Origin of the sequence: Pseudoduganella umbonata (assembly GCF_014192225.1) — a bacterium.
Taxonomy (GTDB): Bacteria; Pseudomonadota; Gammaproteobacteria; order Burkholderiales; family Burkholderiaceae_D; genus Rugamonas; species Rugamonas umbonata.
The window spans coordinates 458,735-483,698 of sequence record NZ_JACHXS010000002.1 but is presented as its reverse complement, the minus strand read 5'-3'; the positions used below and the strand labels follow the sequence as shown (position 1 = coordinate 483,698).

23 protein-coding genes are annotated in these 24,964 nt (G+C 68.0%); 6 read left to right on the top strand and 17 right to left on the bottom strand.

Annotated elements, in window-relative coordinates:
* Positions 1-89: 89 nt before the first annotated feature.
* Positions 90-677 carry a sigma-70 family RNA polymerase sigma factor gene (locus FHS02_RS07165; protein ID WP_229422235.1) on the top strand — a complete coding sequence of 196 codons (588 nt, stop codon included), beginning with the start codon at positions 90-92 and terminating at the stop codon, positions 675-677.
* Positions 674-1,369: an anti-sigma factor gene (locus FHS02_RS07160; protein ID WP_137314706.1), complete on the top strand. Its 696-nt coding sequence runs from the start codon at positions 674-676 to the stop codon at positions 1,367-1,369. Before FHS02_RS07165 ends, FHS02_RS07160 begins: the two co-directional genes overlap by 4 nt.
* 42 nt (positions 1,370-1,411) lie before the next feature.
* On the opposite strand, the gene FHS02_RS07155 is transcribed toward FHS02_RS07160, so the two are convergent.
* From FHS02_RS07155 to FHS02_RS07115, 8 genes are all read right to left on the bottom strand, one after another.
* Positions 1,412-3,379: a TonB-dependent receptor gene (locus tag FHS02_RS07155; protein ID WP_137314707.1), complete on the bottom strand. Its 1,968-nt coding sequence runs from the start codon at positions 3,377-3,379 to the stop codon at positions 1,412-1,414.
* A 2-nt stretch (positions 3,380-3,381) separates the two neighbouring features.
* Positions 3,382-4,554, bottom strand: coding sequence for a HupE/UreJ family protein (locus FHS02_RS07150; protein ID WP_137314708.1), 1,173 nt, complete (start codon positions 4,552-4,554; stop codon positions 3,382-3,384).
* Positions 4,551-5,696, bottom strand: a complete 1,146-nt coding sequence (locus FHS02_RS07145; protein ID WP_137317512.1) for a tetratricopeptide repeat protein — start codon at positions 5,694-5,696, stop codon at positions 4,551-4,553. Before FHS02_RS07145 ends, FHS02_RS07150 begins: the two co-directional genes overlap by 4 nt.
* Before the next feature lie 22 nt (positions 5,697-5,718).
* A complete protein-coding gene (locus tag FHS02_RS31200; protein ID WP_217496834.1) occupies positions 5,719-5,961 on the bottom strand; it encodes a hypothetical protein in 243 nt (80 codons plus the stop codon).
* Between the two features lie 10 nt (positions 5,962-5,971).
* Positions 5,972-7,423: a DUF4331 domain-containing protein gene (locus FHS02_RS07135; protein ID WP_137317513.1), complete on the bottom strand. Its 1,452-nt coding sequence runs from the start codon at positions 7,421-7,423 to the stop codon at positions 5,972-5,974.
* 278 nt (positions 7,424-7,701) lie between these two features.
* Positions 7,702-8,934: a cyanophycinase gene (locus FHS02_RS07130; RefSeq protein ID WP_229430033.1), complete on the bottom strand. Its 1,233-nt coding sequence runs from the start codon at positions 8,932-8,934 to the stop codon at positions 7,702-7,704.
* A gap of 439 nt (positions 8,935-9,373) precedes the next feature.
* Positions 9,374-9,808, bottom strand: coding sequence for a GNAT family N-acetyltransferase (locus FHS02_RS07120; protein WP_137314709.1), 435 nt, complete (start codon positions 9,806-9,808; stop codon positions 9,374-9,376).
* A complete protein-coding gene (locus tag FHS02_RS07115; protein WP_175424838.1) occupies positions 9,809-10,354 on the bottom strand; it encodes a hypothetical protein in 546 nt (181 codons plus the stop codon).
* Positions 10,355-10,458: 104 nt separating this feature from the next.
* Between FHS02_RS07115 and argH the strand changes: the two genes are divergently transcribed.
* From argH to FHS02_RS07095, 4 genes are all read left to right on the top strand, one after another.
* The gene (gene argH, locus FHS02_RS07110; RefSeq protein ID WP_137314710.1) at positions 10,459-11,856 is read left to right on the top strand and encodes an argininosuccinate lyase; all 1,398 of its coding nucleotides are present in this window, start codon (positions 10,459-10,461) and stop codon (positions 11,854-11,856) included.
* Positions 11,857-11,990: 134 nt separating this feature from the next.
* Positions 11,991-12,563, top strand: coding sequence for a TRAP transporter small permease subunit (locus tag FHS02_RS07105; protein ID WP_137317517.1), 573 nt, complete (start codon positions 11,991-11,993; stop codon positions 12,561-12,563).
* Positions 12,564-12,576: 13 nt separating this feature from the next.
* Positions 12,577-14,232 (top strand): TRAP transporter large permease, encoded by a 1,656-nt coding sequence (locus FHS02_RS07100; protein ID WP_137314711.1) that lies wholly within the window; start codon positions 12,577-12,579, stop codon positions 14,230-14,232.
* A 249-nt stretch (positions 14,233-14,481) separates the two neighbouring features.
* Complete coding sequence (locus FHS02_RS07095; RefSeq protein WP_137314712.1) at positions 14,482-15,711, top strand: M24 family metallopeptidase; 1,230 nt, start codon at positions 14,482-14,484, stop codon at positions 15,709-15,711.
* Here FHS02_RS07095 and paaZ read toward each other — a convergent pair.
* The 9 genes from paaZ to paaC are packed head-to-tail and all read right to left on the bottom strand — an operon-like array spanning position 15,708 to position 24,960.
* Entirely contained in the window at positions 15,708-17,744 is a 2,037-nt protein-coding gene (gene paaZ / locus FHS02_RS07090) for a phenylacetic acid degradation bifunctional protein PaaZ (RefSeq protein ID WP_137314713.1), read from the bottom strand. The genes FHS02_RS07095 and paaZ overlap by 4 nt on opposite strands.
* A gap of 47 nt (positions 17,745-17,791) precedes the next feature.
* Positions 17,792-18,403: a phenylacetic acid degradation protein PaaY gene (locus FHS02_RS07085; protein ID WP_137314714.1), complete on the bottom strand. Its 612-nt coding sequence runs from the start codon at positions 18,401-18,403 to the stop codon at positions 17,792-17,794.
* Positions 18,404-18,409: 6 nt separating this feature from the next.
* On the bottom strand, positions 18,410-19,720 hold the full coding sequence (paaK, locus tag FHS02_RS07080) for a phenylacetate--CoA ligase PaaK (RefSeq protein ID WP_137314715.1): 1,311 nt from the start codon (positions 19,718-19,720) through the stop codon (positions 18,410-18,412).
* A gap of 46 nt (positions 19,721-19,766) precedes the next feature.
* Positions 19,767-20,225, bottom strand: coding sequence for a hydroxyphenylacetyl-CoA thioesterase PaaI (paaI, locus tag FHS02_RS07075; RefSeq protein ID WP_137314716.1), 459 nt, complete (start codon positions 20,223-20,225; stop codon positions 19,767-19,769).
* Entirely contained in the window at positions 20,215-21,771 is a 1,557-nt protein-coding gene (paaH, locus tag FHS02_RS07070; RefSeq protein WP_137317518.1) for a 3-hydroxyacyl-CoA dehydrogenase PaaH, read from the bottom strand. The genes paaI and paaH overlap by 11 nt, the downstream gene beginning before the upstream one ends.
* Positions 21,771-22,562: a 2-(1,2-epoxy-1,2-dihydrophenyl)acetyl-CoA isomerase PaaG gene (gene paaG, locus FHS02_RS07065; protein WP_137314717.1), complete on the bottom strand. Its 792-nt coding sequence runs from the start codon at positions 22,560-22,562 to the stop codon at positions 21,771-21,773. Before paaG ends, paaH begins: the two co-directional genes overlap by 1 nt.
* A 22-nt stretch (positions 22,563-22,584) precedes the next feature.
* Positions 22,585-23,667, bottom strand: coding sequence for a 1,2-phenylacetyl-CoA epoxidase subunit PaaE (gene paaE / locus FHS02_RS07060; RefSeq protein ID WP_137314718.1), 1,083 nt, complete (start codon positions 23,665-23,667; stop codon positions 22,585-22,587).
* A gap of 1 nt (position 23,668) precedes the next feature.
* Positions 23,669-24,205 carry a 1,2-phenylacetyl-CoA epoxidase subunit PaaD gene (paaD, locus tag FHS02_RS07055; protein WP_137314719.1) on the bottom strand — a complete coding sequence of 179 codons (537 nt, stop codon included), beginning with the start codon at positions 24,203-24,205 and terminating at the stop codon, positions 23,669-23,671.
* A gap of 2 nt (positions 24,206-24,207) precedes the next feature.
* Positions 24,208-24,960, bottom strand: coding sequence for a 1,2-phenylacetyl-CoA epoxidase subunit PaaC (gene paaC, locus FHS02_RS07050; RefSeq protein WP_137314720.1), 753 nt, complete (start codon positions 24,958-24,960; stop codon positions 24,208-24,210).
* Between the last annotated feature and the right edge of the window lie 4 nt (positions 24,961-24,964).

Below are 24,964 nucleotides of genomic sequence, written 5' to 3'. Positions count from 1 at the left end.
GCGGCCATTGTAACCAAGGCACCGGCGTTCTTGCCCGGCCGGACAAAGCAGGATAACCTGCAGTGACTATCCGACAGCGACCGAGCCCCGTGCCCTACGACACCCCCCACGATCCGGAACAATTGCACGGCCTGCTGCTGGCCGCCGCCCGCCGCGATGCGCAGGCCTTCCGCACGCTGTATGACGCCACGGCGCCAAGGCTGTTCGGCTTTGCCCTGCGCATCCTGCACAAGCGCGAACTGGCCGAGGAGGCGCTGCAGGATGGCTACGTGGCGATCTGGCATGCCGCCGCCACCTACCAGGCCACGCTGGCCGCGCCGATGACGTGGATGGCGACCATCGTGCGCAACAAGGCGCACGACATCCGGCGCCGCCAGGATCAGCCGCTGGAAATCGATGCGGAAGGTTTCGACAGCGACATCGTCGCCGCGCTGGCCACGCCGGGTCCCGGCCCGGAGGACGCGCTGCAGCGCTCGGCCCAGGCGCAGGCGCTGGCACGCTGCCTGGCCACGCTGGAACGCCGCCACCAGCAGGCCATCGGCCTGGCCTTCTTCCATGACCTCACGCACGGCCAAGTGGCGCAGCAGCTGGCACTGCCGCTCGGCACGGTCAAGACATGGATACGCCGCGGGCTGGACAAGCTGAAGACGTGCCTGGCACGCGTGGAGGCGCCATGAACCACCGCAACTACCCGGAACTGTGCGACCGGCTGGCCGCCGAATACGTGCTCGGTACGCTGCGGGGCGGCGCGCGGCGCCGCTTCGAAGGCTGGCTGTACAACGACGCGGCGCTGCGCCGCAGCGTGGCCGAGTGGCAGGACCGGCTCGTGCCGCTGGCCGAGTTCGCGCCGCCGCAGGATCCGCCGCCCCGCGTCTGGCGCGGCATTGCCCAGCGGCTGCACCTGGACGGCGCCGCGGCGCAGCCGTGGTACCGCGAGCCGCTGCAATGGTGGCGCATGCTGGCCGGCGCTTCCACGGCGGCGGCCGTGGCCCTGGCGGTGCTGCTCGCCGTGCAGCAGCCGGCACCGCGCATCGACACCTTTGCCGCGCTGACGGACGACACTGCCCGCGCCGCGCTGCTGGTGACGGCGGACCGCCGCAACAACGTGATCGCCATCCGCGCCACGAGCGGCACGCCGGTGCCTGGCGACCGCACGCTGCAGCTGTGGGCCATCACGCAGGCCGGCACGCCGCGCTCGCTGGGCATCCTCGACGAACGGGGCAGCGCCGCCATCGCGCTCAGCGACCGGGCACTGGGGCCGGATGTCGCGGTGCTGGCCGTCAGCCTGGAGCCGAAGGGCGGCTCGCCGAATCCGAACGCGCCCACCGGGCCGGTGCTGTACAAGGGTGCCTGGGTACGAGTGCTGTAATACGGGTGCTGTAATACGGGTGCTGTAGTACGGATACTGTCGTCAGAACGCGTGGCTGAGCGTCAGCCGCGCGGTGCGCGGTTCGACGGGGTGGAAGTGCACGTCGTCCCGCGCGGGCAGTCCGGCCCGCGCCTCGCCCGGCAGCCGGGACGCGTAGTAATACTCGATGTCGCTGGCCCGGCGATCGAGCAGGTTGAACACGTCGAGCGTGAGCCGGGTGCGCTCGCCGAACCGGAAGCCGATGCGTGCCGCGGCCAGCGTGGACGCGCGCGAGCGCACGCTGCCGTCTTCCACCAGCGCACGCGGCCCCAGGTGCCGCACGTTAAATCCCGCCGACCAGCGCCCGCCGGCCGGCGCATGGCTGACGTCCAGCGCCGCCATCCGCTCCAGCGCGCCGGGTACCTGGTCGCCCTCTTCCGCCGTCTGCGTGTAGCGGGCCCGCGAGACGGCCATATCGAGATCGATCCGCCATGGGCCCCGCACCAGCTGGGTGTTCCACTCGACACCATGCCGCCGGCTGGCGCGGCTCGGCTCCGTGGTGCCGGCATCGCCGACGAAAACCAGCTCCGACCCGCTGGCCAGGCGCCACGCGGTCAGCGACGTTTCCAGCCCCGGCGCGAGCTCGCTGCGCAAGCCGGCTTCGACGCCGCGCGTGCGCACCAGCGGCGTGACGCCATCGACCACGCCGCGCGCATCGTTGCTGTGGAAGCCATGTCCGGCGTTGAAGAACAGTTCGGTCTTGCGCCACGGCCCGGCGATCACCGCCAGTTTCGGTGTCGCGATGGTGGCGCCGGCACGGCGCCCGTCGACGTCGAAGCGGTAGGCATCGCCGCGCGCTCCCGCCACCGTGCGCAGCCACGGCAACCACTGCACCGAGCTTTCCGCGAACACGCCGGCACTGGTCTCGCGCACGCGGTCCTCGCGCACGGTGGCCGTGGTGCGGCGCATCACGGTCGTATACAACCCGACAGGCGACAGCCGGTCGCTGCGCACCTGCACGCCGGCGCGGTTGTCCAGTTCCAGTCCGGCGAGCGTGCCGCGCCACGCATACTGCGCATCGGCTCCCAGCATCATGCGCCGCTCGCTCTGGCGGAACTGGTCGCCATCCTCGGGCCGGTCCAGCGCATAGGTGAAATTGCTGTACAGGTCGAGGCTCGAGCGCACCGCCCAGGCGTTCAGTTCGACGCGGCCGCCGCTCCACGGGCCGTGGCGCCCGGCGGACACGCTGTAGCGCGAGGCACGGCCGCCGTCGCTGGCGTCGAGGCTGCCGAAACGGCCCAGCTGCGCCACGGCGCGCAGTGGGATCTGGTCCGTCGCCTGCCAGCGGTTGCGGTAGGCCATGGCTGTCATGTGCCAGCCATCGTCCCTGTCCCCACCGCTCCAGCGCAGCACGCCCGACATCCGGCGCACGTCTTCGGGTACCGTCCATGGCCCGTCGTTGCGCTGGATATCGAGGCCATACAGCAGTCCGTCCCTGGTGCCGGCCAGCAGTGCGCGCCGGTAGCCATGCGGGCCGGCCGTGATGCTGGCGGTATCCGGCACGGCGTCGGCCAGTACCATGCGGGCGCTGCCGGCGGACGCGAAATCGCCGTCGCCCGCGGCATACGGCCCCTTGCGGTAGTCGATGCGCCGCACCAGTTCCGGGATCACGAAATTCAGGTCCGAGTAGCCCTGGCCGTGCGCATGGCTGCGCATGTTGACGGGCATGCCGTCGACGAAGGTGGCGAAATCGGTACCGTGGTCGAGGTTGAACCCGCGCAGGAAATACTGGTTGGCCTTGCCGTCGCCGCTGTGCTGGGTGACGGCGAGCCCCGGCACGAATTCGAGCAGCTCGCCGGTGCGCAGCAGCGGGCGGGCCGCGATTTCCGCCGCGCCGACGCTGCCGGCGCTGGCGGCATCGGTTGCCGTCTCGCGCTGGCCGGTAACCTGGACAACGGCCATGCCGGGATCGGACGCCGCGCAGGATGCCGCAGCGAGCAGGCTCCCCGCGACGAAAACGGTACGCAGCATGGTCAGGCCCCCGGTGAGAAGAAATTCGCTGCAAGGACGTCGGTGGCACTGACATCGAAGGCCCGCTCGCCCAGCCAGATCGCGCCGATCATGGCGATCGCCAGCGAGCCGGCCGGCAGCAGCACACGGCGGTAGGCATGCGTACCGCGCAGTGCAAAAGCCAGTGGCAGGACCACGGCGACGATCGCCAGCTGGCCCAGCTCGACGCCGAGGTTGAAGCCGACCAACGACACCGTGAGCGCGCCGCGCTCCAGGCCCAGCCCAGCCAGCACGCCGGCAAAACCGAAGCCGTGCACCAGGCCGAACAGCAATGCCGCCGCCCAGCGCGGCCCCGGAATCACGGGCCACACATTGTTCAGGGCCGCCACGACAACGGAAGCGGCAATCGCCGACTCGACCCAGCGCGACGGTGGCGCCACCACGCCCAGCGCGGCCAGCGCCAGCGTCAGCGAATGCGCCAGCGTGAAGGCGGTCACCGTTTTCAGCACGTCGGTGGCGGCGGCGCGGAACGCCGGCACGTGCTGCCAGGTGCCGGCGCGCCGCACCAGCACGGCCGGCAGCAGCAGCGAGACGAGGAACAGCACGTGGTCGTAGCCGATCCAGATATGCCAGGCACCGTGCCGTACGTAGGCGAAGAACTGGCGCAATGCCTGGCTGGCCGCGTTTTCCTGCCCCAGCGGTACCGTCTGCACCGGCCGCTCGCCACCGAGGATGGCGGTGCGCGCCGTTTCGCCTTCGCCGATGCGCAGCAGGCCGCGGTGCTGGGCATCGACATCGCCGAACAGGCGGTATGCGACGGTCAGTGCTTTCGGCTTGCCGGCGCAGGTGCCGCTCAGCGGCAGCACCGTGTAGGCGCCGTCGGTGTGCTCGTCGACCTGCTGGGGGCCGGCGGCCAGCACGCACGGCGCACCGCCGGCGGCGATGCTCAGCCGGGAAAGCGCGTAGGCCTCGATCGCGCCATGCCGGGCGCGCAGCTCGTTCCACGTCAGCCGGCCATCGCCGTCGCCATCGAGGCCCAGTGCCATGTCGAGGTCGCGCAGCGCGATGTCCCAGTGCCCTTCGATGCGGACGCCATCCACGCGCAGCACCAGGTAGCTGTCGCTGGGCTTGTGCGCGAAGGCAGGCGGTGCCAGCAGGGACAGGCACAGGGCGCACAGGGCGAACAGCGCTTTCATGCCGCTTTCTCCGCCAGCCGCGCGACGACCACGTCCTGCAGTCCCTGCTCGCGGATCCAGCGCAGCACCGGCTGCAGCGCCGTCCGGTCGCGTGCCGCCAGGCCCGCCTCGAGCAGCAGGCGGGTGTCGGCCAGCTCCTTCTGCACCTGCCAGTTGCGTTGCGCGAGCGCCAGCGCGGCACGGGCATCGCCGCGCAGGTGCAGCGTGAAGCGGGCCTGTTCGCGCAGGTGCACCGCGTCGCCGCGCAGCGCCGCGGCATCGAACCGCGCCTGCAGCTCGGCCCGCACCGGCGCCAGCGCATCCTGCCTGCCGAGCGCGTGCAGTGCCAGCGCATGCCGCAGCAGCAGCGCGTCGTTGCGGTGATGCCCGCGCAGCAGCGCCGGCACGTCGGCCGCGCGCCCCTGGTCCAGCAGGAAGTCGGCGTAGGCGCCCAGCAGGTAGCTGTCCGACGGTGCCCCGCGCAAGGCGGCGACGAAGCGCTGTTGCGCCACCGGCGCGTCGCCCCGCCGCGCGGCGAATTCGGCCAGCATGGTCAGCGCCCACGTCCGGATGTCCGGCGCGGCATCGCCTTCGCGCTCGAGACCGAGTGCGAGCAGCTGTTCGGCGCCGCGCATCCGGGCGGTATTGGCGCCGGCCACGGCCAGGCAGGCAAACGTCTCCAGCTGGCCCGTCAGCGACGACACCCGGCCGCAGCTGGCGATGGCAGCGGTGGAGTCGCCCTGCACCGCCTGCACCGTCGCCAGCGTCAGCCAGGCTTGGACGGCGCGCGGCTCGCTGGCGACAATGCGGCGCAGCTCTGCCTGCGCCTCGGTGAAGCGGTGGCCATTCTGCAGCAGCGTGGCGCGCAGCAGCCGCACGCCGTTCGGCGCATCGGGCCGGTCCCACCACGGCGCCAGCACCGCCTGGGCCTGCCCGTAGTAGCGCGGATCGGCGCTGGCGCGGCCCAGCGCCACATAGCGCCGGGCCAGCGCCAGTGCCGGCACCGGATCGCGCGGCGCCTCCTGCACCGCGGCCCGCAATGCGCGCAGGCCGTCGTCCTGCCGCGGCAGTTCGGCAATCACTTCGGTGCCGGAAGCCGGCGTGCGCGGCGCCGCCGCCCCCTGCATCAGGGGCAGCAGCGCCAGCGCCGCGGTGGCGAGCATGCGTTTCACGGCGCGCCCCGGCTCACTTCAGCTCCTGCGGTTCCAGGCCTTCGGCCGGGGCGCCCTCGCCGTCGACCGCCACCGGTTCGCCATCGGCCTCGCGCCCCAGCAGCGCCTGCACGCCGGCGAAAAACGCATCGCCCATCGCCACAGGAGGCGGTGCCGGAGCGGGACCGGCCGCGCCGCCGCCGGCGAACGAATCACCGCCGCCGCCCCCGCCGCAACCGGCAAGCAGCAGGGCCGCAACGAAACAAGCCGTTTTCATGATGGTCTCCTTACCGGCGCGACGCGACCGATTGCGGCGAACCCGGGATCGGCGTGGTCAGGTAGGGGAACTCATCGTCGAACGCGGCGGCATCCAGGTAGGCGCCATCGGTGAACCGGATCGCGCCGGATGGCGCATTGGCCGGCGCACAGCCCAGGTTCAGCGTGCACAGCTTGCCCATCGCCACGCGCAGTTCGATATCGACCACGTCGTCGCCGGGCCGGCGGCCGTTCGGGAAGCCGGCGTTGTCGCCATCGATCACGCCAAGCCGCTTTTGCGCGCCTTTCGGCAGCGCGGCAATCGCCGTGTTCAGCCGCAGCATCTCGGAAGGTGTCACCTTGGCCGGCTGGTTCAGGCCCGGCACGCCCGTCAGGAACACGGTCACCAGGTCATTGCGGGGGAAGTTGGTGGGCGCTTTCACGCCGGCACTCGCGAACAGCGTTTCCACCAGCGCGGGCAAGGTGGGATTGGTGACATAGGTGAGGAACTGCGTGTCGCCGCTGGGGCGGCTGTGGTTGAAGCGGTCCTTGTCCTTCAGCCCGATCACCACCTCGTTCACCAGCGGCATGCCCAGGCGCGACACCTGCGTCCACGCGCCGCCCTCCTTGGCGGAAGTGTTGGTGTTGTTCGGCACCGGATTGATCAGCCGCCCCTGCGGCACGCTGGCCGTGGTCCAGCCGCCGATGACGGGATCGGCACCGCCCGGCGCCACCAGGCAGCTGGCCGCCACTTCCATCGCGATCGTCGTCACGTTCTTGTCGGCGAGATCGTCGCGCGCGCTGCGTTCGGCGTTCGCGTCGAATTCCACCGCCGGCGACTTGTAGTTGACCAGGTCGAACGTTTCGCCCAGGTTGACGGCGAACGGATCCTTGCGCTGGCCCACGAACACCCGCGCCGGCGTATCGCAGCCCGGGATCGTCACGTCATAAATGTGCCGCGCCGCATAGCCGGCGTAGTCGGGAATGGCCTTGTTGCCGATATTGTCGACCGGCTTGTCGAACATCTTCGCGCCGCTGGGGTTGGCAAGGCGCTCGCGCGGGCCGGTACGGCGGTCGCCCCGCACCACGGCCACCGTATAGGTTTCGCGCACGTTCAGCCCCGGCGGATTGACATCGTTGATCGCTCCGCCATTGATGATCAGCGGGATCGGCACTTTCTTGCCACCCACCACGAACGCATCATTGTTGTTGGTGCTGGCAAAGCGGAACTGGAACGTGATGTCTTCCTTGGCGTCGCCGTTGTTGTCGAGGTGGATCTCGTACAGCGCGTTGGGATCGAGCTGGAAATAATTCGGCCCGCCGTAGGCATCCTGCAGCGGCAGGTAGTTGGCCACCAGCGTCACGAATTTCTCGCGGCCGGGCTCGTAGCTGCGGAACATGTAGAAATCCGTCGCATCGGCGCGCGGCATGCCGGCAATGAACGGTGCTTCGCGGTGACTCGATGCCTGCGCCGGCAAGGACATCAGCGCGAGTGCGAACGGCAGTGCTGCGGGTAACGAACGTTGAATCAGGTTGGCCACGATATTCCCCTTTATGATTTGTGGAGACAGCGTGGCCTTATACGCACCGGCGCGCCGGGCGGATTCAATTATTTTAAATTTATTATTTCATGCTCATCCATACCCCCGAGACGCTATCCCCGAGACGCCAACACAAGCCCAGGGCAAGGCGCATCGTCGAAGACAGTACTTTAGTACGGCAAGACGATGCAACGCAGCCATGGGGCTTGTGTTGGCGGCTCTCAGCGGTATTTATAGAGCGGGCGGGGTATATCGATCGGCCGGATGTCGAGCCGCACGTTGAGCACCGAATACGCCTCGACGGTGCTGGAGATATAGCCGACCGTTTCCGGCGTCTTGGTGAAGCGGAACTCGAAGCCCACTTCCGGGGCCGTGGAACGGGGATTGCCGCTGGCGATGCCGATCGCTTCGTTCTGGTCGCTGTCGATCAGCCGTTCCATGATGTTGACGACGGCGTTGTTGCCGAGGATGTCGTTGCTGAACACGGGGCCGCGCAGCGCGGTGCGCGCCGGGTCGATCCGGCCGCCGGCCTTGTCGGGCGACGGCGTGTAGCTTTGCGTGATGATGTTGAACTTGTCGCCCCGGTCGAGGTAGCTGATGCGCACGTTGCTGACGTTGAAATCGGGCTTGCTGGTGTCCGTCACCGCCAGCGACAGGTCCATCAGCAGCGCTCCCGTATAGCCGATGACTTCCACTTCGCGCTGGGCGTTGATGACCATCGCGCTGTCCTCGTCCACTCCCAGGCCCAGCTTGTAGTTCTTGGCCAGCATGACGGGGATCATCCGCGCGAAGCGGCCGCGCACCAGCAGGTGCTGGTCGACGAACACGTCGTCGCCGATGAAGCCCAGGCCGGGGGCGATTTCCTGCCCGTCGCGCACGCCGCCGCGCAGCATCGCCAGGATCGCGTCGGGCCGGTAGAACATCGTGCTGCTCATGATGGCCGCGCCGGCGCTGGTGCCGGCCACCACGCCGCCGCGGCGGTACAGGTCCCAGATCGCCTCCAGCGCCCGCGTGCGCGTGCCGTTCTCGCGGATCAGCGCCTGCGTGATGCGCGCCTGGTCGCCGCCGGCGAAATACACGCCATCGGCCTTGCGGATCTTTTCCGCCAGCGCCGCGTCGTCCGCCGCCTTGCGGTAATCGCTGTTGGCCAGCCGCTGCGCCACCGGCACCGCGAACGGCTCGGCGCCGTACTTCTTCAGGTAGGCGATACTGGTCGCGGCGGCACGTTCGGGCGTACCGGATGCCGATGGAAACACCGCGATCCGGGCTCCCTTGCCACCGGCCAGGCTGACGATCTTCTGCCATACGTCGGCATTGTCGGCGCGCAGGCCGCCGCCGATGATGACCAGGGACCCCTTGGCGGCCGGCAGGGGCGCCCGTGCTTCCCCGGGCTCCTCGGGAGGGGTTGCAAGCGTCTGCGCCGTGGCGGTCATGCCGGTCAGGGTTACAAGCATGGTGACAGCAGTCCTGGTGACAGTCCTGGTGACAGTCCTGGTGAAGGCCGTGGCGAAGATCGGCTTGAACATCGGCTCCCCCTATTTGAAGGCGTAATTCACACTCGCATGGAAACGGCGGCCGCGCGGGTCCGTGTACGTCGTGTCGCAGCCTGAAAGGAAGTGGTACGCCTGGTCGAATACGGCGGGCTGCGGTCGAACATATTCTGCACCCCGGCGCGTACTTTCAGCGCACGGCTCGCCTGCCAGGCAGCGGACATGCCCCACAGCGAATACGAGGGCACGCGATTCGGCGCCACCACGCTGCCGTCATCCGTGCCGATCGCCGGATTGCGGTCTGCGTAGATGGTTATTTGCCCAAATGCGACCGCGCCACAATGTACGCCGGTCGGCGGCAAAACCCAAGCGTGCCAGGGACGGCGTGATCCACAAACGACTCTCAGCGATCCCGCGGCTGGCGGTACATGTCCGCGAAAGCGCGCTCCATCAGCGCTTCGGGCATGGCCGGCGGCGTGAAGCCGTAGCGGGCATACAGGGGCGCGGCGGTCGTGGTGGTGAGCATGAACTTGCGCAGGCCCTGCAAGCCCGGGTGCGCCATCACGGCGTCCATCAGCCGCGTGCCGTAGCCACGGCCCTGGTATTCGGGCAGTACGAACACGTCCAGCAGGTAGGCGAACGTGGCCTGGTCGGTGACCACCCGCGCGAACGCCGCCTGTGCGCCGCCCACGTAGCCGCCGAAACAGAGCGAATGCGCGATTGCGCGATCGACCGTCTCACGCGGAATGCCGAGGGCCCACGTCGACTCCTCGCCGAGGTAGCGGTGGATGCGCGCCACGTCCAGCCGCGCCTTGTCCGTATCGACCGTGAATTCCATTCATCGGCCTCCCAGGTAGCGCTCCGGCAGCGGATTGCCATCCGTTTCGGCCTGCCATACCAGGGACTGCACCCACCAGCGCCGGCCATCGTTGACCAGCTGGATGCTGTTGATCCCGCGCTGGAAGGGTTTCGCCTCCTCCTTCGCATGGCGCGATTCATACGTGGAAAACACGTGGGCGATCTGGCCGAACTGCTCGGTCCTGCGCGCCAGTTCGGACTCGAAGAAGCCCTCCTTCGCGAACAGCGGCGTAACGCGGGCGATATAGTCCTCCACCGACAGCACGCGCGTGATGAACACGCCCTCCTTGCTTCGGCCGTGCACGATCATTTTCCCGTCGGCGCGGAACAATGCGCGCAGGCGGTCCCAGTCGCGCGCTTTGCCGGCCGGGCCGGAGATGGTGTCGTACAGCGCGGCGATCACCGCATCGACGCTGGCGGCATCCGCAACGGAAGCCGCCGGGGCAGGTTTGGCCGGCGGCTGCTGCGCAAAAGCGCTTCCGGCCATGGCCGTCAACAACGCGAACATCGCAATCGACTTGTTCATCACGGGCTCCTGTCGTCAAAAACACAACAATAGCACCGGCCGACAAAAGGACGGAAGGGCGCCAACGTTGGCTATAATCGACGGATTACTGGACCCTTCTCATCATGACTGAACAACTCTCCAAAAAAGGCGAGGCCTGGTCGGCCCGCTTCTCCGAACCCGTTTCCGATCTCGTCAAGCGCTACACCGCCTCGGTATTCTTCGACAAGCGCATGTGGAAGGCCGACATCGAAGGCTCGCTGGCCCACGCTGAAATGCTGGCCGCGCAAGGCATCATCCCCACCGCCGACCTGGACGCGATCCGCAGCGGCATGGCGCAGATCACCGCCGAGATCGAAGGCGGCCAGTTCGAGTGGCTGCTGGACCTGGAAGACGTGCACCTGAACATCGAGAAGCGCCTGACCGAACTGGCCGGCGATGCGGGCAAGCGCCTGCACACGGGCCGTTCCCGCAACGACCAGGTGGCGACCGACATCCGCCTGTACGTGCGTTCCGCCATCGACGACATCACCGGCCTGCTGACCCAGCTGCGCAGCGCGCTGGTGGACCTGGCCGAGCAGCACGCCGACACCATCCTGCCCGGCTTCACGCACATGCAGGTGGCGCAGCCGATCACGTTCGGCCACCACATGCTGGCCTACGTCGAGATGTTCGGCCGCGACGCCGAGCGCATGGCGGACTGCCGCAAGCGCGTCAACCGCCTGCCGCTGGGCGCCGCCGCGCTGGCCGGCACCACGTTCCCGATCGACCGCCTGCGCGTGGCGCAGAGCCTGGGCTTCGACGACGTATGCCACAACTCGCTCGATGCCGTGTCGGACCGCGACTTCGCGATCGAATTCACGGCCGCCGCCTCGCTGATCATGACGCACGTGTCGCGCATGTCGGAAGAACTGGTGATCTGGATGAGCCCGCGGGTCGGCTTCATCGACATCGCCGACCGCTTCTGCACCGGCTCGTCGATCATGCCGCAAAAGAAGAACCCGGACGTGCCGGAACTGGCGCGCGGCAAGACCGGCCGCGTGTACGGCCACCTGATGGGCCTCCTGACCCTGATGAAAGGCCAGCCGCTGGCCTACAACAAGGACAACCAGGAAGACAAGGAACCGCTGTTCGACACCGTGGACACCGTGGTCGACACGCTGCGCATCTTCGCCGACATGGCCGGCGGCATCACCGTCAAGCCGGAAGCGATGCGCGCCGCCGCGCTGCAGGGTTACGCCACCGCGACCGACCTGGCCGACTACCTGGTCAAGAAGGGCCTGCCGTTCCGCGACGCGCACGAAGCCGTGGCGCATGCCGTGCGCACCTGCGTGGATGCGAACTGCGACCTGGCCGACCTGTCGCTGGACCAGCTGCGCGCCTTCTCGCCGCTGGTCGGCGAGGACGTCTTCGAGGTGCTGACGCTGGAAGGCTCGGTGGCCGCGCGCGACCACGTGGGCGGCACCGCGCCGAACCAGGTGCGCGCCGCGATTGCCCGCGTGCGCGCCCAGCTGGGCGCATAAACGCCCCGCCACTGGTCCGACACAACACAGGAGCCACCGCCATGTAAGCCATCGACCCCGTCACCGCATCACCCACGCGATCCGGGCGCCAGAGCAGCGCCCACTTCAAGGAAGCAGAGGAGACAACGATGTTGATGGCAATATCACGGGCAATCGATGGACTGAACGACAGGATCGCGGCGGTGGTGGCGTGGGGGCTGCTGGCCGCGGTGCTGGTCTGCGCGGCCAACGCGCTGATCCGCTATTCCTTGAACGCCAGCTCCAATGCATGGCTGGAAATCCAGTGGTACCTGTTCGCCGCGGTCTTCATGCTTGCGGCTCCCCACACGCTGCGCCGCGACGAGCACGTTCGCATCGACGTGATCGTCGGCCGCTTCCCGCGCCGCACCCAGGTCTGGATCGACCTGTTCGGCTTCTTCCTCTTCCTGCTGCCCATCTGCTGCGTGATCCTGTATTACGGCATCCCGTTCGGAATGGAATCGCTGCGCAGCGCCGAGATGTCCAGCAACTCCGGCGGCCTGATCGTGTGGCCGGCGAAGATCCTCGTGCCGCTCGGCTTCGCGCTGATGATCCTGCAGGGACTTTCCGAAATCATCAAGCGCATCGAATACCTGCGCGGACGGCTCGACGAGAGCGCGTTCACGAAGCAGGCGCCCACGCCGCAGCAGGAGATCGAAGCGATCAAGCAAGCCAACCGGATCGACTGAGGAGCCACGGCACATGGAAGCATTCATCATCGCCAACATCGCGCCGATCATGTTCGGCACCCTCGTGCTGTTCCTGCTGTGCGGCTTCCCGGTGGCCTTCGCGCTGGCAGCCAACGGCCTGTTCTTCGGCCTGGTGGGCATCGAGCTGGGCCTGCTGAAGCCGGAACTGCTGCAGGCGCTGCCGAACCGGATCTTCGGCATCATGGCCAACGACACGCTGCTGGCCATCCCCTTCTTCACGCTGATGGGACTGATCCTGGAACGCTCCGGCATGGCCGAGGACCTGCTCGACACGATCGGCCAGCTGTTCGGGCCGATCCGCGGCGGCGTCGCCTTCGCGGTCATCTTCGTCGGCGCGCTGCTGGCGGCCACCACCGGCGTGGTGGCCGCCTCGGTGATCTCGATGGGGCTGATCTCGCTGCCGGTAATGCTGCGCTATGGGTACGACAAGCGGCTGGCGTCGGGCGTGATCGCCGCTTCCGGCACGCTGGCGCAGATCATCCCGCCGTCGCTGGTGCTGATCGTGATGGCCGACCAGCTGGGCCGCTCGGTGGGCGACATGTACAAGGCCGCATTCGGCCCTGGCCTGCTGCTGACGGCGATGTACGCCGGCTATGTGATGGCGATCGCGATTTTCCAGCCGCACAAGGCGCCGGCGCTGCCGCTGGAAGCGCGCAACCTGCGCGAACCGAACGGCGACTCGGGCGTGCGCTCGCTGCTGGTGCTGCTCGTGGTCACGGCGGCGGTATCGTACGCCTTCGCCTGGTGGTATGAAGCGCGCCATCCGGACGCCCACCGCGACGAAGTGGGCATCTTCGCCGCCGCGCTGGGCATCGTCGGTGCATTCCTGTTCGCGCTGGCCAACCGCTACCTGAAGCTGGGACTGCTGTCGCGCATGGCCGAGAAGGTGGTGTTCGTGCTGATCCCGCCGCTGGCGCTGATCTTCCTCGTGCTGGGCACCATCTTCATCGGCCTGGCCACGCCGACCGAGGGCGGCGGCATGGGCGCCGTGGGCGCCCTCGCGCTGGCGCTGATGAACCGGCGGCTGACCTGGCCGCTGCTGACGCAGGCGCTGATGTCGACCACGCGGCTGTCGTGCTTCGTGATCTTCATCCTGATCGGCTCGACCGTGTTCGCGCTGGTGTTCCGCGGCGTGAACGGCGACCTGTGGGTCGAGCACCTGCTGACCAGCCTGCCGGGCGGCTCGACCGGCTTCCTGATCGCCGTGAACATCCTGTTCTTCGTGCTGGCGTTCTTCCTCGACTTCTTCGAGCTGGCCTTCATCCTGGTGCCGCTGGTGGGCCCGGTGGCGGAGAAGCTCGGCATCGACCTGATCTGGTTCGGCGTGCTGCTGGGCGTGAACATGCAGACCTCGTTCATGCACCCGCCGTTCGGCTTCGCACTGTTCTACCTGCGCTCGGTGGCGCCGAAGGCGGTGAAAACGTCGGACATCTACTGGGGCGCCATCCCGTTCGTCTGCATCCAGGTGGTGATGGTGGCGCTGATCATCGCGTTCCCGACACTGGTCTCCGTCGAAACGCGCACCGACATGACCGAAGAGGTCGAGCTGAAGATCGACGCGCCCGCCGACTACGGCGCCCCCGCGGACGACGCCCCGCCGCAGCTCGATTTCTCGACCGACAACGACGAAAAAACACCGGCCCGGTAGAGTTGCCAGAGCTGGGAGCCAAGCCCCAAAGCTTGAGCCGCTGGTGTCGGACACCTTCAGGTGTCGGACACCGGTTTTCTGCGGAAGAAACGGTAAGAATGCGTTGAAAACCGGTGTCCGACACCGAAAGGCCGGTGTCCGACACCAGTTCACCACCGTTGGCGAAGCATCAACGGTCGCTAGCGTAGCGGCATCAAGGCTAGGCCCTGGCACTGCTATCATTGCCGGTTTTCGCATTCCGGAGGCAGCATGGGCACAGGCATTGGCGGCAAGAGCATCGAACAGGCATTGGCAACGCTGTCGGATATGACGGCGGGTGCGGTGCCGATCGGGCGCGACGAATACCTGGCGCGCATCGCGAAGGCGCAGGCGTTCATGCAGGTGCAGGGCATCGCGGCGGTGTGGCTGAACGCGGGCACCAGCCTGCTGTACTTCACCGGCATGAAGTGGCATGCCAGCGAGCGGATGGTGGGCGCGGTCCTGCCGGCGCAGGGCGGCCTGGCCTATCTCGCGCCGGCGTTCGAGGAAGCCACGCTGCAGGATTTCATGGTGGTCGATGCCCCGGTGCGCACCTGGCACGAGCACGAGAACCCCTGCGCCCTGTTCGTCGGCACGCTGAAGGCGCTGGGCATCGAGCCGGGCGCACGCATCGGCATCGACGAAAGCACGCCGTTCTTTACCGCCGACGGCATCCGCCAGCAGGCGGAAGGCTACGTGCTGGAAAACGCGAAAAGCGTGACAGCGCACTGCCGCGCACGCAAGTCGCCGGCCGAGATCGCGCTGATGCAACGCGCCAAGGACATGACGCTTGCCGTGCACGTCGCCACCGCGAGCATCCTGCGCGAAGGCATCACGACGACGGAAGTGGCGGACTTCATCGACCGCGCGCACAGGAAAGCAGGTGCCCCGGCCGGCTCCTACTTCGTCATCGTGCTGTTCGGCGCCGCAACGGCGTTCCCGCACGGCGTGTCGTACGTGCAGACACTGAAGGACGGCGACACGGTGCTGATCGATACCGGCTGCAAGCTGCACGACTACATCTCCGACATCACGCGCACCTACGTGTTCGGCACGCCGACCGAGCGCCAGCGCGCCGTATGGAATGCCGAGAAGGCGGCCCAGCAGGCCGCGTTCGATGCGGCGCAACTGGGCGTGCCGTGCGAGGAAGTCGATGCGGCGGCGCGCCGCTCGCTGGAAGCGGCCGGCTTCGGCCCCGGCTACAAGCTGCCCGGCCTGCCGCACCGCACCGGCCACGGCATCGGCCTGGACATCCACGAATGGCCGTACCTGGTCGGCGGCGACACGACGCCGCTGGACGTCGGCATGTGCTTCTCGAACGAGCCGATGATCTGCGTGCCGGACGAATTCGGCATCCGCCATGAAGACCACTTCTACATGACGGAACACGGGCCGCGCTGGTTCACCCGGCCGGCCCGCTCGATTGACAACCCTTTCGGCAACCCTTTCGACCAGACTTAGGCCTTCTTCGACACCAGCGTCAGGATGTCGTAGCTGGCCACCAGTTCGTCGTTCTGGTTGGTCACCTGCACGTCCCACGCCACCACGCCCTGCCCCACACCCTTGTCGTCGGTGCGGTTGCGGTCCACCTTGCGCTTGCACGTGAGCCGGGCGCGGATGGTGTCGCCGATGCCCACTGGTGTGATGAAGCGCAGGTTGTCGAGGCCATAGTTGGCCAGCACCGGGCCGGGCGCGGGCGAGACGAACAGCCCGGCCGCTGCCGACAGCACGAAGTAGCCGTGCGCGATGCGCTTGCCGAACTGCGTGTCCTTCGCGGCGATGTCGTCGAAGTGCATGTAGAAATAATCGCCGGAGACGCCGCCGAAATTGACGATGTCCGCCTCGCTGACGGTGCGCCGGTGCGTCAGCAGCGAATCGCCCACCTGCAGGTCCTCGAAGTGGCGGCGGAACGGGTGCACCTCGGATTCGCGCACCGCGCCGCCCCGCACATACTCGCCGGTGATGGCCGACAGCATGGTCGGCGACCCCTGCACGGCGGTGCGCTGAAGGAAGTGCTTGACGGCGCGGATGCCGCCCAGCTCCTCGCCGCCGCCGGCGCGGCCCGGGCCGCCGTGCTTCAGCTGCGGCAGCGGCGAACCGTGGCCGGTCGAATCGACCGCCGCCTCGCGCTCCAGCACCAGCACGCGGCCATGGTGCGATGCCGCCACCGGCACCGCGTATGCCGCGATACGGGGATCCTTCGTCACCAGCGTGGAGACCAGGCTGCCCTTGCCCTTCGCGGCCAGCGCCAGCGCCTCGTCGATGCCTTCATAGGTCATCAAGGTGCTGACCGGGCCGAACGCCTCCACGTCATGCACGGCATCGTTGTCCATCGCGTTGCGGCACATGACCAGCGTGGGCGCGAAGAATGCCCCTTCGTGTACGCCGTCGCCCACCAGTTGCAGCTCGCCGCCATGGAGCAGCTCGTTGCCGGCCAGCAGCCGCTCGACCTGCGCCGCCACGTCGCGCTGCTGGTCCTTCGAGGCCAGCGCGCCCATCCGCACGCCGTCGACCGACGGATCGCCGACCGTGATCTTCGCCAGCCGCTCGCGCAGCCGTTCGGCCACCGCGTCGGCCTGCGTGCGCGGCACGATGATGCGGCGGATCGCCGTGCACTTCTGCCCCGCCTTGCCCGTCATCTCGCGCGCCACTTCCTTGACGAACAGGTCGAATTCCGGATCGTCCGGCGTCACGTCCCGCGCCAGGATCGCGCAATTGAGCGAGTCGGCTTCGGCGGTGAACGGCACGGAGTTGGCGATCAGGTTGCGGTTCGACCTCAGTTTCTGCGCGGTGTCGGCCGACCCGGTAAACGTGACGGCATCGAAGCCGGTCAGCCGGTCCAGCAGGTCGCCGGTGCCGCCGATCACCAGTTGCAGCGCGCCGTCCGGCAGCAGGCCGGATTCGTGCATCATCCGCACCAGTGCCTCCGTCAGGTAGCTGGTCGCGGTGGCCGGCTTGCCGATGCACGGCATCGCGGCGAGGAAGCTGGGCGCGAATTTCTCCAGCAGGCCCCAGATGGGAAAATTGAAGGCGTTGATGTGCACCGCGACGCCGCCGCGCGGCACCAGGATGTGCGTGCCCGAGAAGCCGCCCCGCTTGCCCAGCGCCATGGCCGGGCCTTCGTGCAGCACGTTCGACGACGGCAGTTCACGGCTGCCGATGCCGGCGTAGGCGAACAGCGTGCCGATGCCGCCCTCGACGTCGACCCAGCTGTCCGGCCGCGTGGCGCCGGTGAAGCGGGAGATTTCATACAGCTGCTCCTTGCGCTCCATCAGGTACAGGGCCAGCGCTTTCAGCCGTGCCGCGCGCTGCTGGAAGTCCAGCGCCATCAGGGCCGGGATGCCGGTCTTGCGGCCATACTCCAGTACCTCGCCGAAGTCGATCGCCTCGGCGTGCGTGTGATAGATCAGGCTGTTGTTCAAGGCGCTGTGCAGCGGCTGGTGCGCCTCCCTGCCATGCCAGCGGCCGCCGATAAAACTTTGCAGTGTTCCCATCGTTGTCTCCGTTCAGCTTGTATTCAGCTTGCAATTCAGCTTTGAATTCAGCTTTGAATTTTCTTGTGTACGTGCAGTGGTACCGAACTCTCCCACGCGATGCGGGGCCGGTCCGGCTCGGGCTCGGTCAATGCGTCGACCTCGCACATCGTTTCGCGCGAACGTACCGCAAGCTCGTGGTACTGCGCGGTACCGACGTTTTTCCACGCGATCTCGGCATCCGTGACGTCGCGCACGATGCGTGCCGGCGCGCCCATCACCATGCTGCGCGGCGGGATCGCCATGTTGGCCTTCACGAAGCTCATCGCCGCCACGATGCTTTCGCTGCCCACCACCGCGTTGTCCATCACCACCGCATTCATGCCGACCAGCGCGTTGCGCCCGATCCGGCAGCCGTGCAGCACGGCGCCATGGCCGATGTGGCCATCCACTTCGACGACGGTGTCGGTGTTCTCGAAACCGTGCATCACGCAACCGTCCTGCACATTCGAGCCTTCTTCCAGCACGATCCGGCCGAAGTCGCCACGCAGGGATGCCAGCGGGCCCACATAGCAGCGCGGCCCGACGATCACGTCGCCGATCAGTACCGCCGTCGGATGCACGTAGGCGGTCTGATGCACCACCGGCCGCACGCCATTGATTTCATAGACTTTCACCATGGTGTTTCAGTTCCTTGGCCGCTTATCCACCACGCGGCGGGCCTTGCCCGTCAGCGTGCGTTCGATGCCGTCGGCCGCCACCACGCTCACGCGCGTGGTGACGCCGACATGGGTCTTGATGCAGTGTTCCAGTTCGCGGGACAGCGCATCGGCCTCGGCGCCCGGCGTTTCCGGGCGCAGCTCGGCGACGACTTCCAGCTGGTCCAGGTGCCCGTCGCGCGTGACGACCAGCTGGTACTGCGGCGCCAGTTTCGGCATGGCCAGGATCAGTTCCTCGATCTGCGTGGGAAACACGTTGACGCCGCGGATGATCAGCATGTCGTCCGAGCGGCCGGTGATCTTGCCCATCCGGCGCATCGCGCGGGACGTCGGCGGCAGCAGGCGCGTCAGGTCGCGCGTCCGGTAGCGGATCACCGGCATCGCTTCCTTGGTCAGCGACGTGAACACCAGTTCTCCCTCGGCGCCGTCCGGCAGCACTTCGCCCGTTTCGGGGTCGATGATCTCGGGGTAGAAATGGTCTTCCCAGATCGTCGGGCCATCCTTGCTTTCGATGCATTCGCTGGCCACGCCTGGGCCCATCACTTCCGACAGGCCGTAGATGTCCACCGCATCGATGCCGGCGCGCGCCTCGATCTCGCGGCGCATCGCATCGGTCCACGGCTCGGCGCCGAAAATGCCCACCTGCAGCGACGATGCGGCCGGGTCGAGACCCTGCTTGTGGAATTCCTCGATGATGTTGAGCATGTACGACGGCGTGACCATGATGATCGACGGTGCGAAGTCGCGGATCAGCTGCACCTGCTTTTCCGTCTGCCCGCCGGACATCGGGATCACCGTGCAGCCGAGCCGCTCGGCGCCGTAGTGCGCGCCCAGGCCGCCGGTGAACAGGCCGTAGCCGTACGAGATGTGCACCATGTCGCCGGCGCGGCCGCCGGCGGCGCGGATCGAGCGTGCCACGACATCGGCCCAGGTGTCGATGTCGTTCTGCGTGTAGCCGACCACCGTCGCCTTGCCGGTGGTGCCGCTCGATGCGTGGATGCGCACCACTTTCTCGCGCGGCACCGCGAACAGCCCGAACGGATAGTTGTCGCGCAGCGTTTTCTTGTCGGTGAACGGGAATTTCGCCAGGTCGGCCAGCGTGCGCAGGTCTTCCGGATGCACGCCTTTCGCATCGAAGGCGGCGCGGTAGTGCGCCACGTTGTCGTACGCGTGCCGCAGCGTTTTCTTCAGCCGCTGCAGTTGCAGGGCCTGCAGTTCGTCGCGGCTGGCGCGCTCGATCGGCTCGAGATCGCCGGGCGCGGGAATCAGTTGGACCATGTCTCCTCCAGTTATATGCCGAATGATGCCGAATGGTGCCGAAACCTCAGACGACCGTGCCCGCCACACGGTGCGACTTGCCCCGGAACGTGGCGACCAGCCGGCCATCCTGGTCGACCACGTCGACGTCGTAGATACCGGTCTTGCCGGCCAGCGCCCGCTCGACCGCTTCGGCGGTAAGCAGGTCGCCCGCGCGGCCGGGCGCCAGGTAATCGATCGTGCAGCCGGCACCCACCGTGTTGTGGTTATGGCTGTTGCAGGCAAAGGCGAACGCGCTGTCGGCCAGCGTGAAGATGAAGCCGCCGTGGCAGGTGCGGTGGCCGTTCAGCATGTCCTCGCGCACGCGCATCGACATGCGCGCATAGCCGGGGCGGATGGCGTCGAGCGTCATGCCCAGGCCCCGGCTGGCCGGGTCGCGCGCGAACATCGCCGCGCCCGCCGCTTCGGCCAGCGCCTGCGCATCCGCATCCGCTTCCGCATCCATCTTCAGCGCATCATTCGGCATGGATGGCCTTTCCGGCGGCATGCCGGCGCCGCAGCAGCGGCGACACGCGGTAGCGGCCGTCGCCATACGTGGCAGCCAGGTTGTCGAGCACCCGCACGACGTGGCCGGAGCCGATCGCATCGGCCCACGCCAGCGGCCCTTTCGGGTAGTTGACGCCCTTCTGCAGCGCCGTATCTACCGCCTGGGCGCTGCACACGCCCTGGTACACGGCATCGGCCGCTTCGTTGGCCAGCATCGCCACGGTGCGCATCACGGCCAGGCCCGGCACGTCGTCCAGCCGGGTCACGGCAAAGCCGGCGGACTGGAACAGCGCCACCGCGGACTGGTACGCCGCCTCGCTGCACTGGTCGGCGCGGGCCACGGCAATGCGCGTGGCATTGGCGGCATCGAGCACGAGATCGTAGACGACGGTGTCGTCATGGCGGTTGGCCCGGGCGCGGGCCGTGGCGGTGCGGCCGTCCGTCAGGTAGATCGCCGCGCCGTTGCAGTGGAAGGCCGGCGCTTCGCCATGCTGGTGGCCTTCGGCCGACATGCGCCGGGTCACGTGCAGGCCATGCGCTTCCATGCGCGCCAGCATCGGCGCGGTCAGCGTGCCGCTGGCGCCCGCTTCCAGGCTGTAGCCCACGTATTCCGGCCGCGGGCAGTTCGGTTCGGATTTCGGCTCCTGCGGTACGGCGTTATCGGCATAACGGTAGAATCCGCGGCCCGTCTTGCGGCCCAGGAAACCGGCATCGACCATGTCGCGCTGCAGCACCGATGGCGTGAAGCGCGGGTCGCCAAAATAAGCGTCGAACACGGATTTCGTCACCGCGTAATTGACGTCGTGGCCGATCAGGTCCATCAGTTCGAAAGGGCCCATCCGGAAGCCGCCCGCCTCGCGCATCACCGCATCGAGCGTGGCGGTATCGCCGGCGCCTTCGCCCAGCAGGCGCCACGCTTCGGCGTAGTACGGCCGGGCAACGCGGTTGACGATGAAGCCGGGCGTGGACCGCGCATGCACGGGACTCTTGCCCCAGGCCGCGGCGGTGTCATGCACCGTCTGGGCCGCCGCGCGGTCGGTGGCCAGGCCGCTGACGACTTCCACCAGCGCCATCAGCGGCGCCGGGTTGAAGAAATGCATGCCGACCAGGCGTTCGGGCCGGCGCAGCGGCGCCGCGATCGCCGTTACCGAAATCGACGAGGTATTGGTGGCCAGGATCGCGCCATCGGCAACGATGTCTTCCAGCGCGGCGAACAAAGCCCGCTTCGCCTCCAGGTCCTCGGCGATCGCCTCGATCACCAGAGCGGCATCGGCCAGGTCGGCCAGCGACGCCGCCGCCTGCAGCCGGCCACGCGCGGCTTCCGCCTCGGCGGCGCCCATTCGGCCTTTCGCGGCCAGCCTGCCGAAACTGCCGGCGATGTCGTCGACGGCCTTGCCGACGGCTTCCGGCCGGGCATCGTAGAGTTTTACGGTGTGGCCGGCGGCGGCGGCCACCTGGGCGATGCCGGCGCCCATCGCGCCGCTGCCGACAATGGCGACGATGGCATCAGTTGTCAGCGCGGCCATCATTCCCCCCTGAAGTGCGGCGTGCGCTTGGCCACGAAGGCTGCCACGCCTTCGTGGTAGTCGTGGCTGTTGCCCAGTTCGCGCATCATGTCGGTTTCCAGCTTCAGCTGGGCGTGCAGCCCGTTGCAGGCGCTGAGCTGCATCGCCCGCTTGGTGAATGCCAGCCCCTTGGTGGGCGCGTACGCAAAGTGCTCGGCCATGGCCATGGCTTCGGTCATCAGCGCGTCGTCCGGCAGCGCCTTCCAGATCAGGCCCCACTCCTCGGCGCGGTCGGCGCTGAGCTTGTCGCCCAGCATGGCCAGCCCCATCGCCCGCGCCGGGCCCACCAGCCGCGGCAGGTGCCAGGTGCCGCCCGTGTCGGGAATCAGGCCCAGCTTGCAGAACGACTGGATGAACGAGGCCGATTTCGCGGCCAGCACGATGTCGCAGGCCAGCGCCAGGTTGGCGCCGGCGCCGGCCGCCACGCCGTTGACGGCGCAGATCACCGGCATCGGCAGGTCCTTGATCGCCATGACCAGCGGCGCGTAGTACTGTTCGACGGAGTCGCCCAGGTCGACGGGCTCGCCGCCGGGCGCCACGGCGCGGTCCGACAGGTCCTGCCCGGCGCAGAAGCCGCGCCCGGCGCCCGTCAGCACGAGCACGCGCACGGACTGGTCGGCGCGGATCCGCGCGAACGCGTCGCGCACCTCGAGATGCATCGCCTGCGTGAAACTGTTCAGTTTGTCGGGGCGGTTCAAGGTCAGCGTGGCGATGCCGCCCTCGATCCCGAACAGGATGTTTTGATAGGTCATTGGCTGTCTCCTCCAGTGAAGGTCATTCGGCCTGGTCGAAATCGATCACGACGCGGTCCGTGGCGGGAAAACTCTGGCAGCTCAGCACGAAGCCGCGGGCGATCTCGTAATCCTCCAGCGCATAGTTGACGTCCATGTCCACCTTGCCGTCGACCACCTTGCAGCGGCAGGTGGAACACACGCCCCCTTTGCACGAGTAGCGCATTTCCAGCCCGGCGCGCAGGCCGGCATCGAGGATCGATTCCTTGTCCTTTTCCATCGTGAACGTGGCGGCGTTGCCGTCCTGGATCACGGTGACTTCGGTCAGGTGCCGGGCCGCCTGCGCGTCGGACTGGGCGCGCGGCTTGTGCTGGTGCTTCGGGATCGAGGCGGCGAACAGCTCGATCCGGATGGCCGGTTTCGGCATGCCCGCTTCCTGCAGCGCTTCGGAAACGCCCAGCATCATGTCTTCCGGGCCGCAGATGAAGGCGGTGTCGTAGTCGGCGATGTCGATCCAGTGCTGCAGGAACTGCCGGGTCTTTTCCTTCGTAATGCGGCCGTTGAACAGTTCGATGTCCTGCTGCTCGCGGCTCATCACATAGACGATGTTCAGGCGTGCCAGGAACAGGTCCTTCAGCTCCGCCAGCTCGCCGCGGAACATCATCGACGACGACGAGCGGTTGCCGTAGACGAGGGTGAAACGGCTGCGCGGTTCCGTCATCAGCGTGGTCTTGACGATCGACAGGATCGGCGTGATGCCGCTGCCGGCGGCGAATGCCAGGTAGCTGCGTTCGTTGTCGGCCTGCAGCGGCACGTTGAAATGCCCCATCGGCGGCATCACGTCGATGACGGCACCGGCCTTCAGCGATTCGTTGGCCCAGCTGGAAAACATGCCCCCCGGCGTACGCTTGATGGCCACCCGCAGGGCGCCGTCCTGCACGGCCGAGCAGATCGAGTAGGAACGGCGCACGTCCTCGCCGCCGATCCTGGCGCGCAGGGTCAGGTGCTGGCCCTGCTGGTAGCGGAAATCGCCCGCCAGTTCGGGTGGCACGGCGAACGTGACGGCGATGCAGTCGCGCGTTTCGTTGACGACGCGGGCGACGGTCAGCGGATGGAATTTGCTCATGTCAGTGGCACTTGAAGTAATCGAACGGTTCGCGGCAGGCGCGGCACCGGTACAGCGCCTTGCAGGGCGTGGAGCCGAACTGGCTCGTCAGCTCCGTGTGGGTGGAACCGCAGTGCGGGCAAGGAACCGCGGTGGGCCCGATCCCTGCGCGGCGGGAGACTGCCGCGGCCAGCCCGCCGCGCAGGGCGGAGATGTCGATCACCTGCTGCGCCGGCGGGGCGATGCCGTAGCCCTGCAGCTTGCGCCGGCCTTCGTCGCTGAGCCAGTCGGTCGTCCATGCCGGCGACAGCCGCGTGACGATGCGGACATCTTCGACGTGCGCCTGCAGCGCCTCGCGCACGGCCGCCTCGATGACGTGCGTGGCCGGGCAGCCGGAATACGTGGGCGTGAGCGTGACGGTGACGCTGTCGTGCGCGACCTCGACGGCGCGCACGATGCCCAGGTCGACCACCGAGATCACGGGGATCTCCGGATCGGCAACGTCGGCGAGCCAGGCCCACACGGCGGCTTGGTCCAGCTCCGCAGGCATGACCGTCATCGTCACCACGCCGCCCCGGGATAGGCGCGCTGCAGGAACTGCATCTCCGCCAGCAGGTAGCCCAGGTGTTCGCTGTGGCGGCCGGTCTTGCCGCCCTTCTGCATCCAGGCATCGGGCGACGGCATCGCCAGCGTTGCCTCGGCGAAGATGTCGCCCACGTGGGCCAGCCACTGGGCGCGCAGCGTGGCGGCGGGCGGCGCGATGCCGGCGGCGGCCATCTGTTCGTCGATGGCGTCGTACTGGAAGGCTTCGCCGGTGTACATCCACAGCTCGTCGGCCGCGGTCTGCGTGTACTCGTGGCTGAGCGCCGTGCCGTCGCCGAGGCGGACCACCAGGTCGCCGCTGCGGCGCAGGTGGTAGGTGATTTCCTTCAGCGATTTGGCGGCGATTTCCGCGATGCGCACGTCGGCCGACTGCGCCAGCGCGCCGACCTGGAAATAGTGCCAGGCATCGAAATAGAACTGGCGCACCAGCGTGTGCGCGTAATTGCCGTTCGGCTGCTCGACCAGCAGCACGTTGTGGAAATCGTGCGCGTCGCGCAGGTAGGCCAGCGCATCCTCGTCGCGGCCACGCCCTTCGAGCTCGCCCGCATGGGTCAGCCACAGGCGCGCCTGGCCCAGCAGGTCGAGCGCCACGTTGGTCAGCGCCATGTCTTCTTCCAGCGCCGGGCCCTTGCCGCACAGTTCGGACAGGCGCTGGCTCAGCACCAGGGCATTGTCGCCCAGGCGCAGCAGGTATTGAACTTTCGCATCCATGGGC

What these genes read in the sequence shown, in the direction of transcription:
- FHS02_RS07115 (WP_175424838.1), bottom strand. Translation starts at nt 10,354, where the DNA reads ATGAACAAGTCGATTGCGATGTTCGCGTTGTTGACGGCCATGGCCGGA.
- FHS02_RS07150 (WP_137314708.1), bottom strand. Translation starts at nt 4,554, where the DNA reads ATGAAAGCGCTGTTCGCCCTGTGCGCCCTGTGCCTGTCCCTGCTGGCA.
- FHS02_RS07120 (WP_137314709.1), bottom strand. Translation starts at nt 9,808, where the DNA reads ATGGAATTCACGGTCGATACGGACAAGGCGCGGCTGGACGTGGCGCGC.
- paaK (WP_137314715.1), bottom strand. Translation starts at nt 19,720, where the DNA reads ATGGTCCAACTGATTCCCGCGCCCGGCGATCTCGAGCCGATCGAGCGC.
- paaZ (WP_137314713.1), bottom strand. Translation starts at nt 17,744, where the DNA reads ATGGGAACACTGCAAAGTTTTATCGGCGGCCGCTGGCATGGCAGGGAG.
- FHS02_RS07100 (WP_137314711.1), top strand. Translation starts at nt 12,577, where the DNA reads ATGGAAGCATTCATCATCGCCAACATCGCGCCGATCATGTTCGGCACC.
- FHS02_RS07135 (WP_137317513.1), bottom strand. Translation starts at nt 7,423, where the DNA reads ATGTCCTTGCCGGCGCAGGCATCGAGTCACCGCGAAGCACCGTTCATT.
- FHS02_RS07095 (WP_137314712.1), top strand. Translation starts at nt 14,482, where the DNA reads ATGGGCACAGGCATTGGCGGCAAGAGCATCGAACAGGCATTGGCAACG.
- paaH (WP_137317518.1), bottom strand. Translation starts at nt 21,771, where the DNA reads ATGGCCGCGCTGACAACTGATGCCATCGTCGCCATTGTCGGCAGCGGC.
- paaC (WP_137314720.1), bottom strand. Translation starts at nt 24,960, where the DNA reads ATGGATGCGAAAGTTCAATACCTGCTGCGCCTGGGCGACAATGCCCTG.
- paaI (WP_137314716.1), bottom strand. Translation starts at nt 20,225, where the DNA reads ATGCCGAATGATGCGCTGAAGATGGATGCGGAAGCGGATGCGGATGCG.
- paaG (WP_137314717.1), bottom strand. Translation starts at nt 22,562, where the DNA reads ATGACCTATCAAAACATCCTGTTCGGGATCGAGGGCGGCATCGCCACG.
- FHS02_RS07160 (WP_137314706.1), top strand. Translation starts at nt 674, where the DNA reads ATGAACCACCGCAACTACCCGGAACTGTGCGACCGGCTGGCCGCCGAA.
- FHS02_RS07155 (WP_137314707.1), bottom strand. Translation starts at nt 3,379, where the DNA reads ATGCTGCGTACCGTTTTCGTCGCGGGGAGCCTGCTCGCTGCGGCATCC.
- paaD (WP_137314719.1), bottom strand. Translation starts at nt 24,205, where the DNA reads ATGACGGTCATGCCTGCGGAGCTGGACCAAGCCGCCGTGTGGGCCTGG.
- argH (WP_137314710.1), top strand. Translation starts at nt 10,459, where the DNA reads ATGACTGAACAACTCTCCAAAAAAGGCGAGGCCTGGTCGGCCCGCTTC.
- FHS02_RS07085 (WP_137314714.1), bottom strand. Translation starts at nt 18,403, where the DNA reads ATGGTGAAAGTCTATGAAATCAATGGCGTGCGGCCGGTGGTGCATCAG.
- FHS02_RS07145 (WP_137317512.1), bottom strand. Translation starts at nt 5,696, where the DNA reads ATGCTCGCCACCGCGGCGCTGGCGCTGCTGCCCCTGATGCAGGGGGCG.
- paaE (WP_137314718.1), bottom strand. Translation starts at nt 23,667, where the DNA reads ATGAGCAAATTCCATCCGCTGACCGTCGCCCGCGTCGTCAACGAAACG.
- FHS02_RS31200 (WP_217496834.1), bottom strand. Translation starts at nt 5,961, where the DNA reads ATGAAAACGGCTTGTTTCGTTGCGGCCCTGCTGCTTGCCGGTTGCGGC.
- FHS02_RS07105 (WP_137317517.1), top strand. Translation starts at nt 11,991, where the DNA reads ATGGCAATATCACGGGCAATCGATGGACTGAACGACAGGATCGCGGCG.
- FHS02_RS07130 (WP_229430033.1), bottom strand. Translation starts at nt 8,934, where the DNA reads ATGCTTGTAACCCTGACCGGCATGACCGCCACGGCGCAGACGCTTGCA.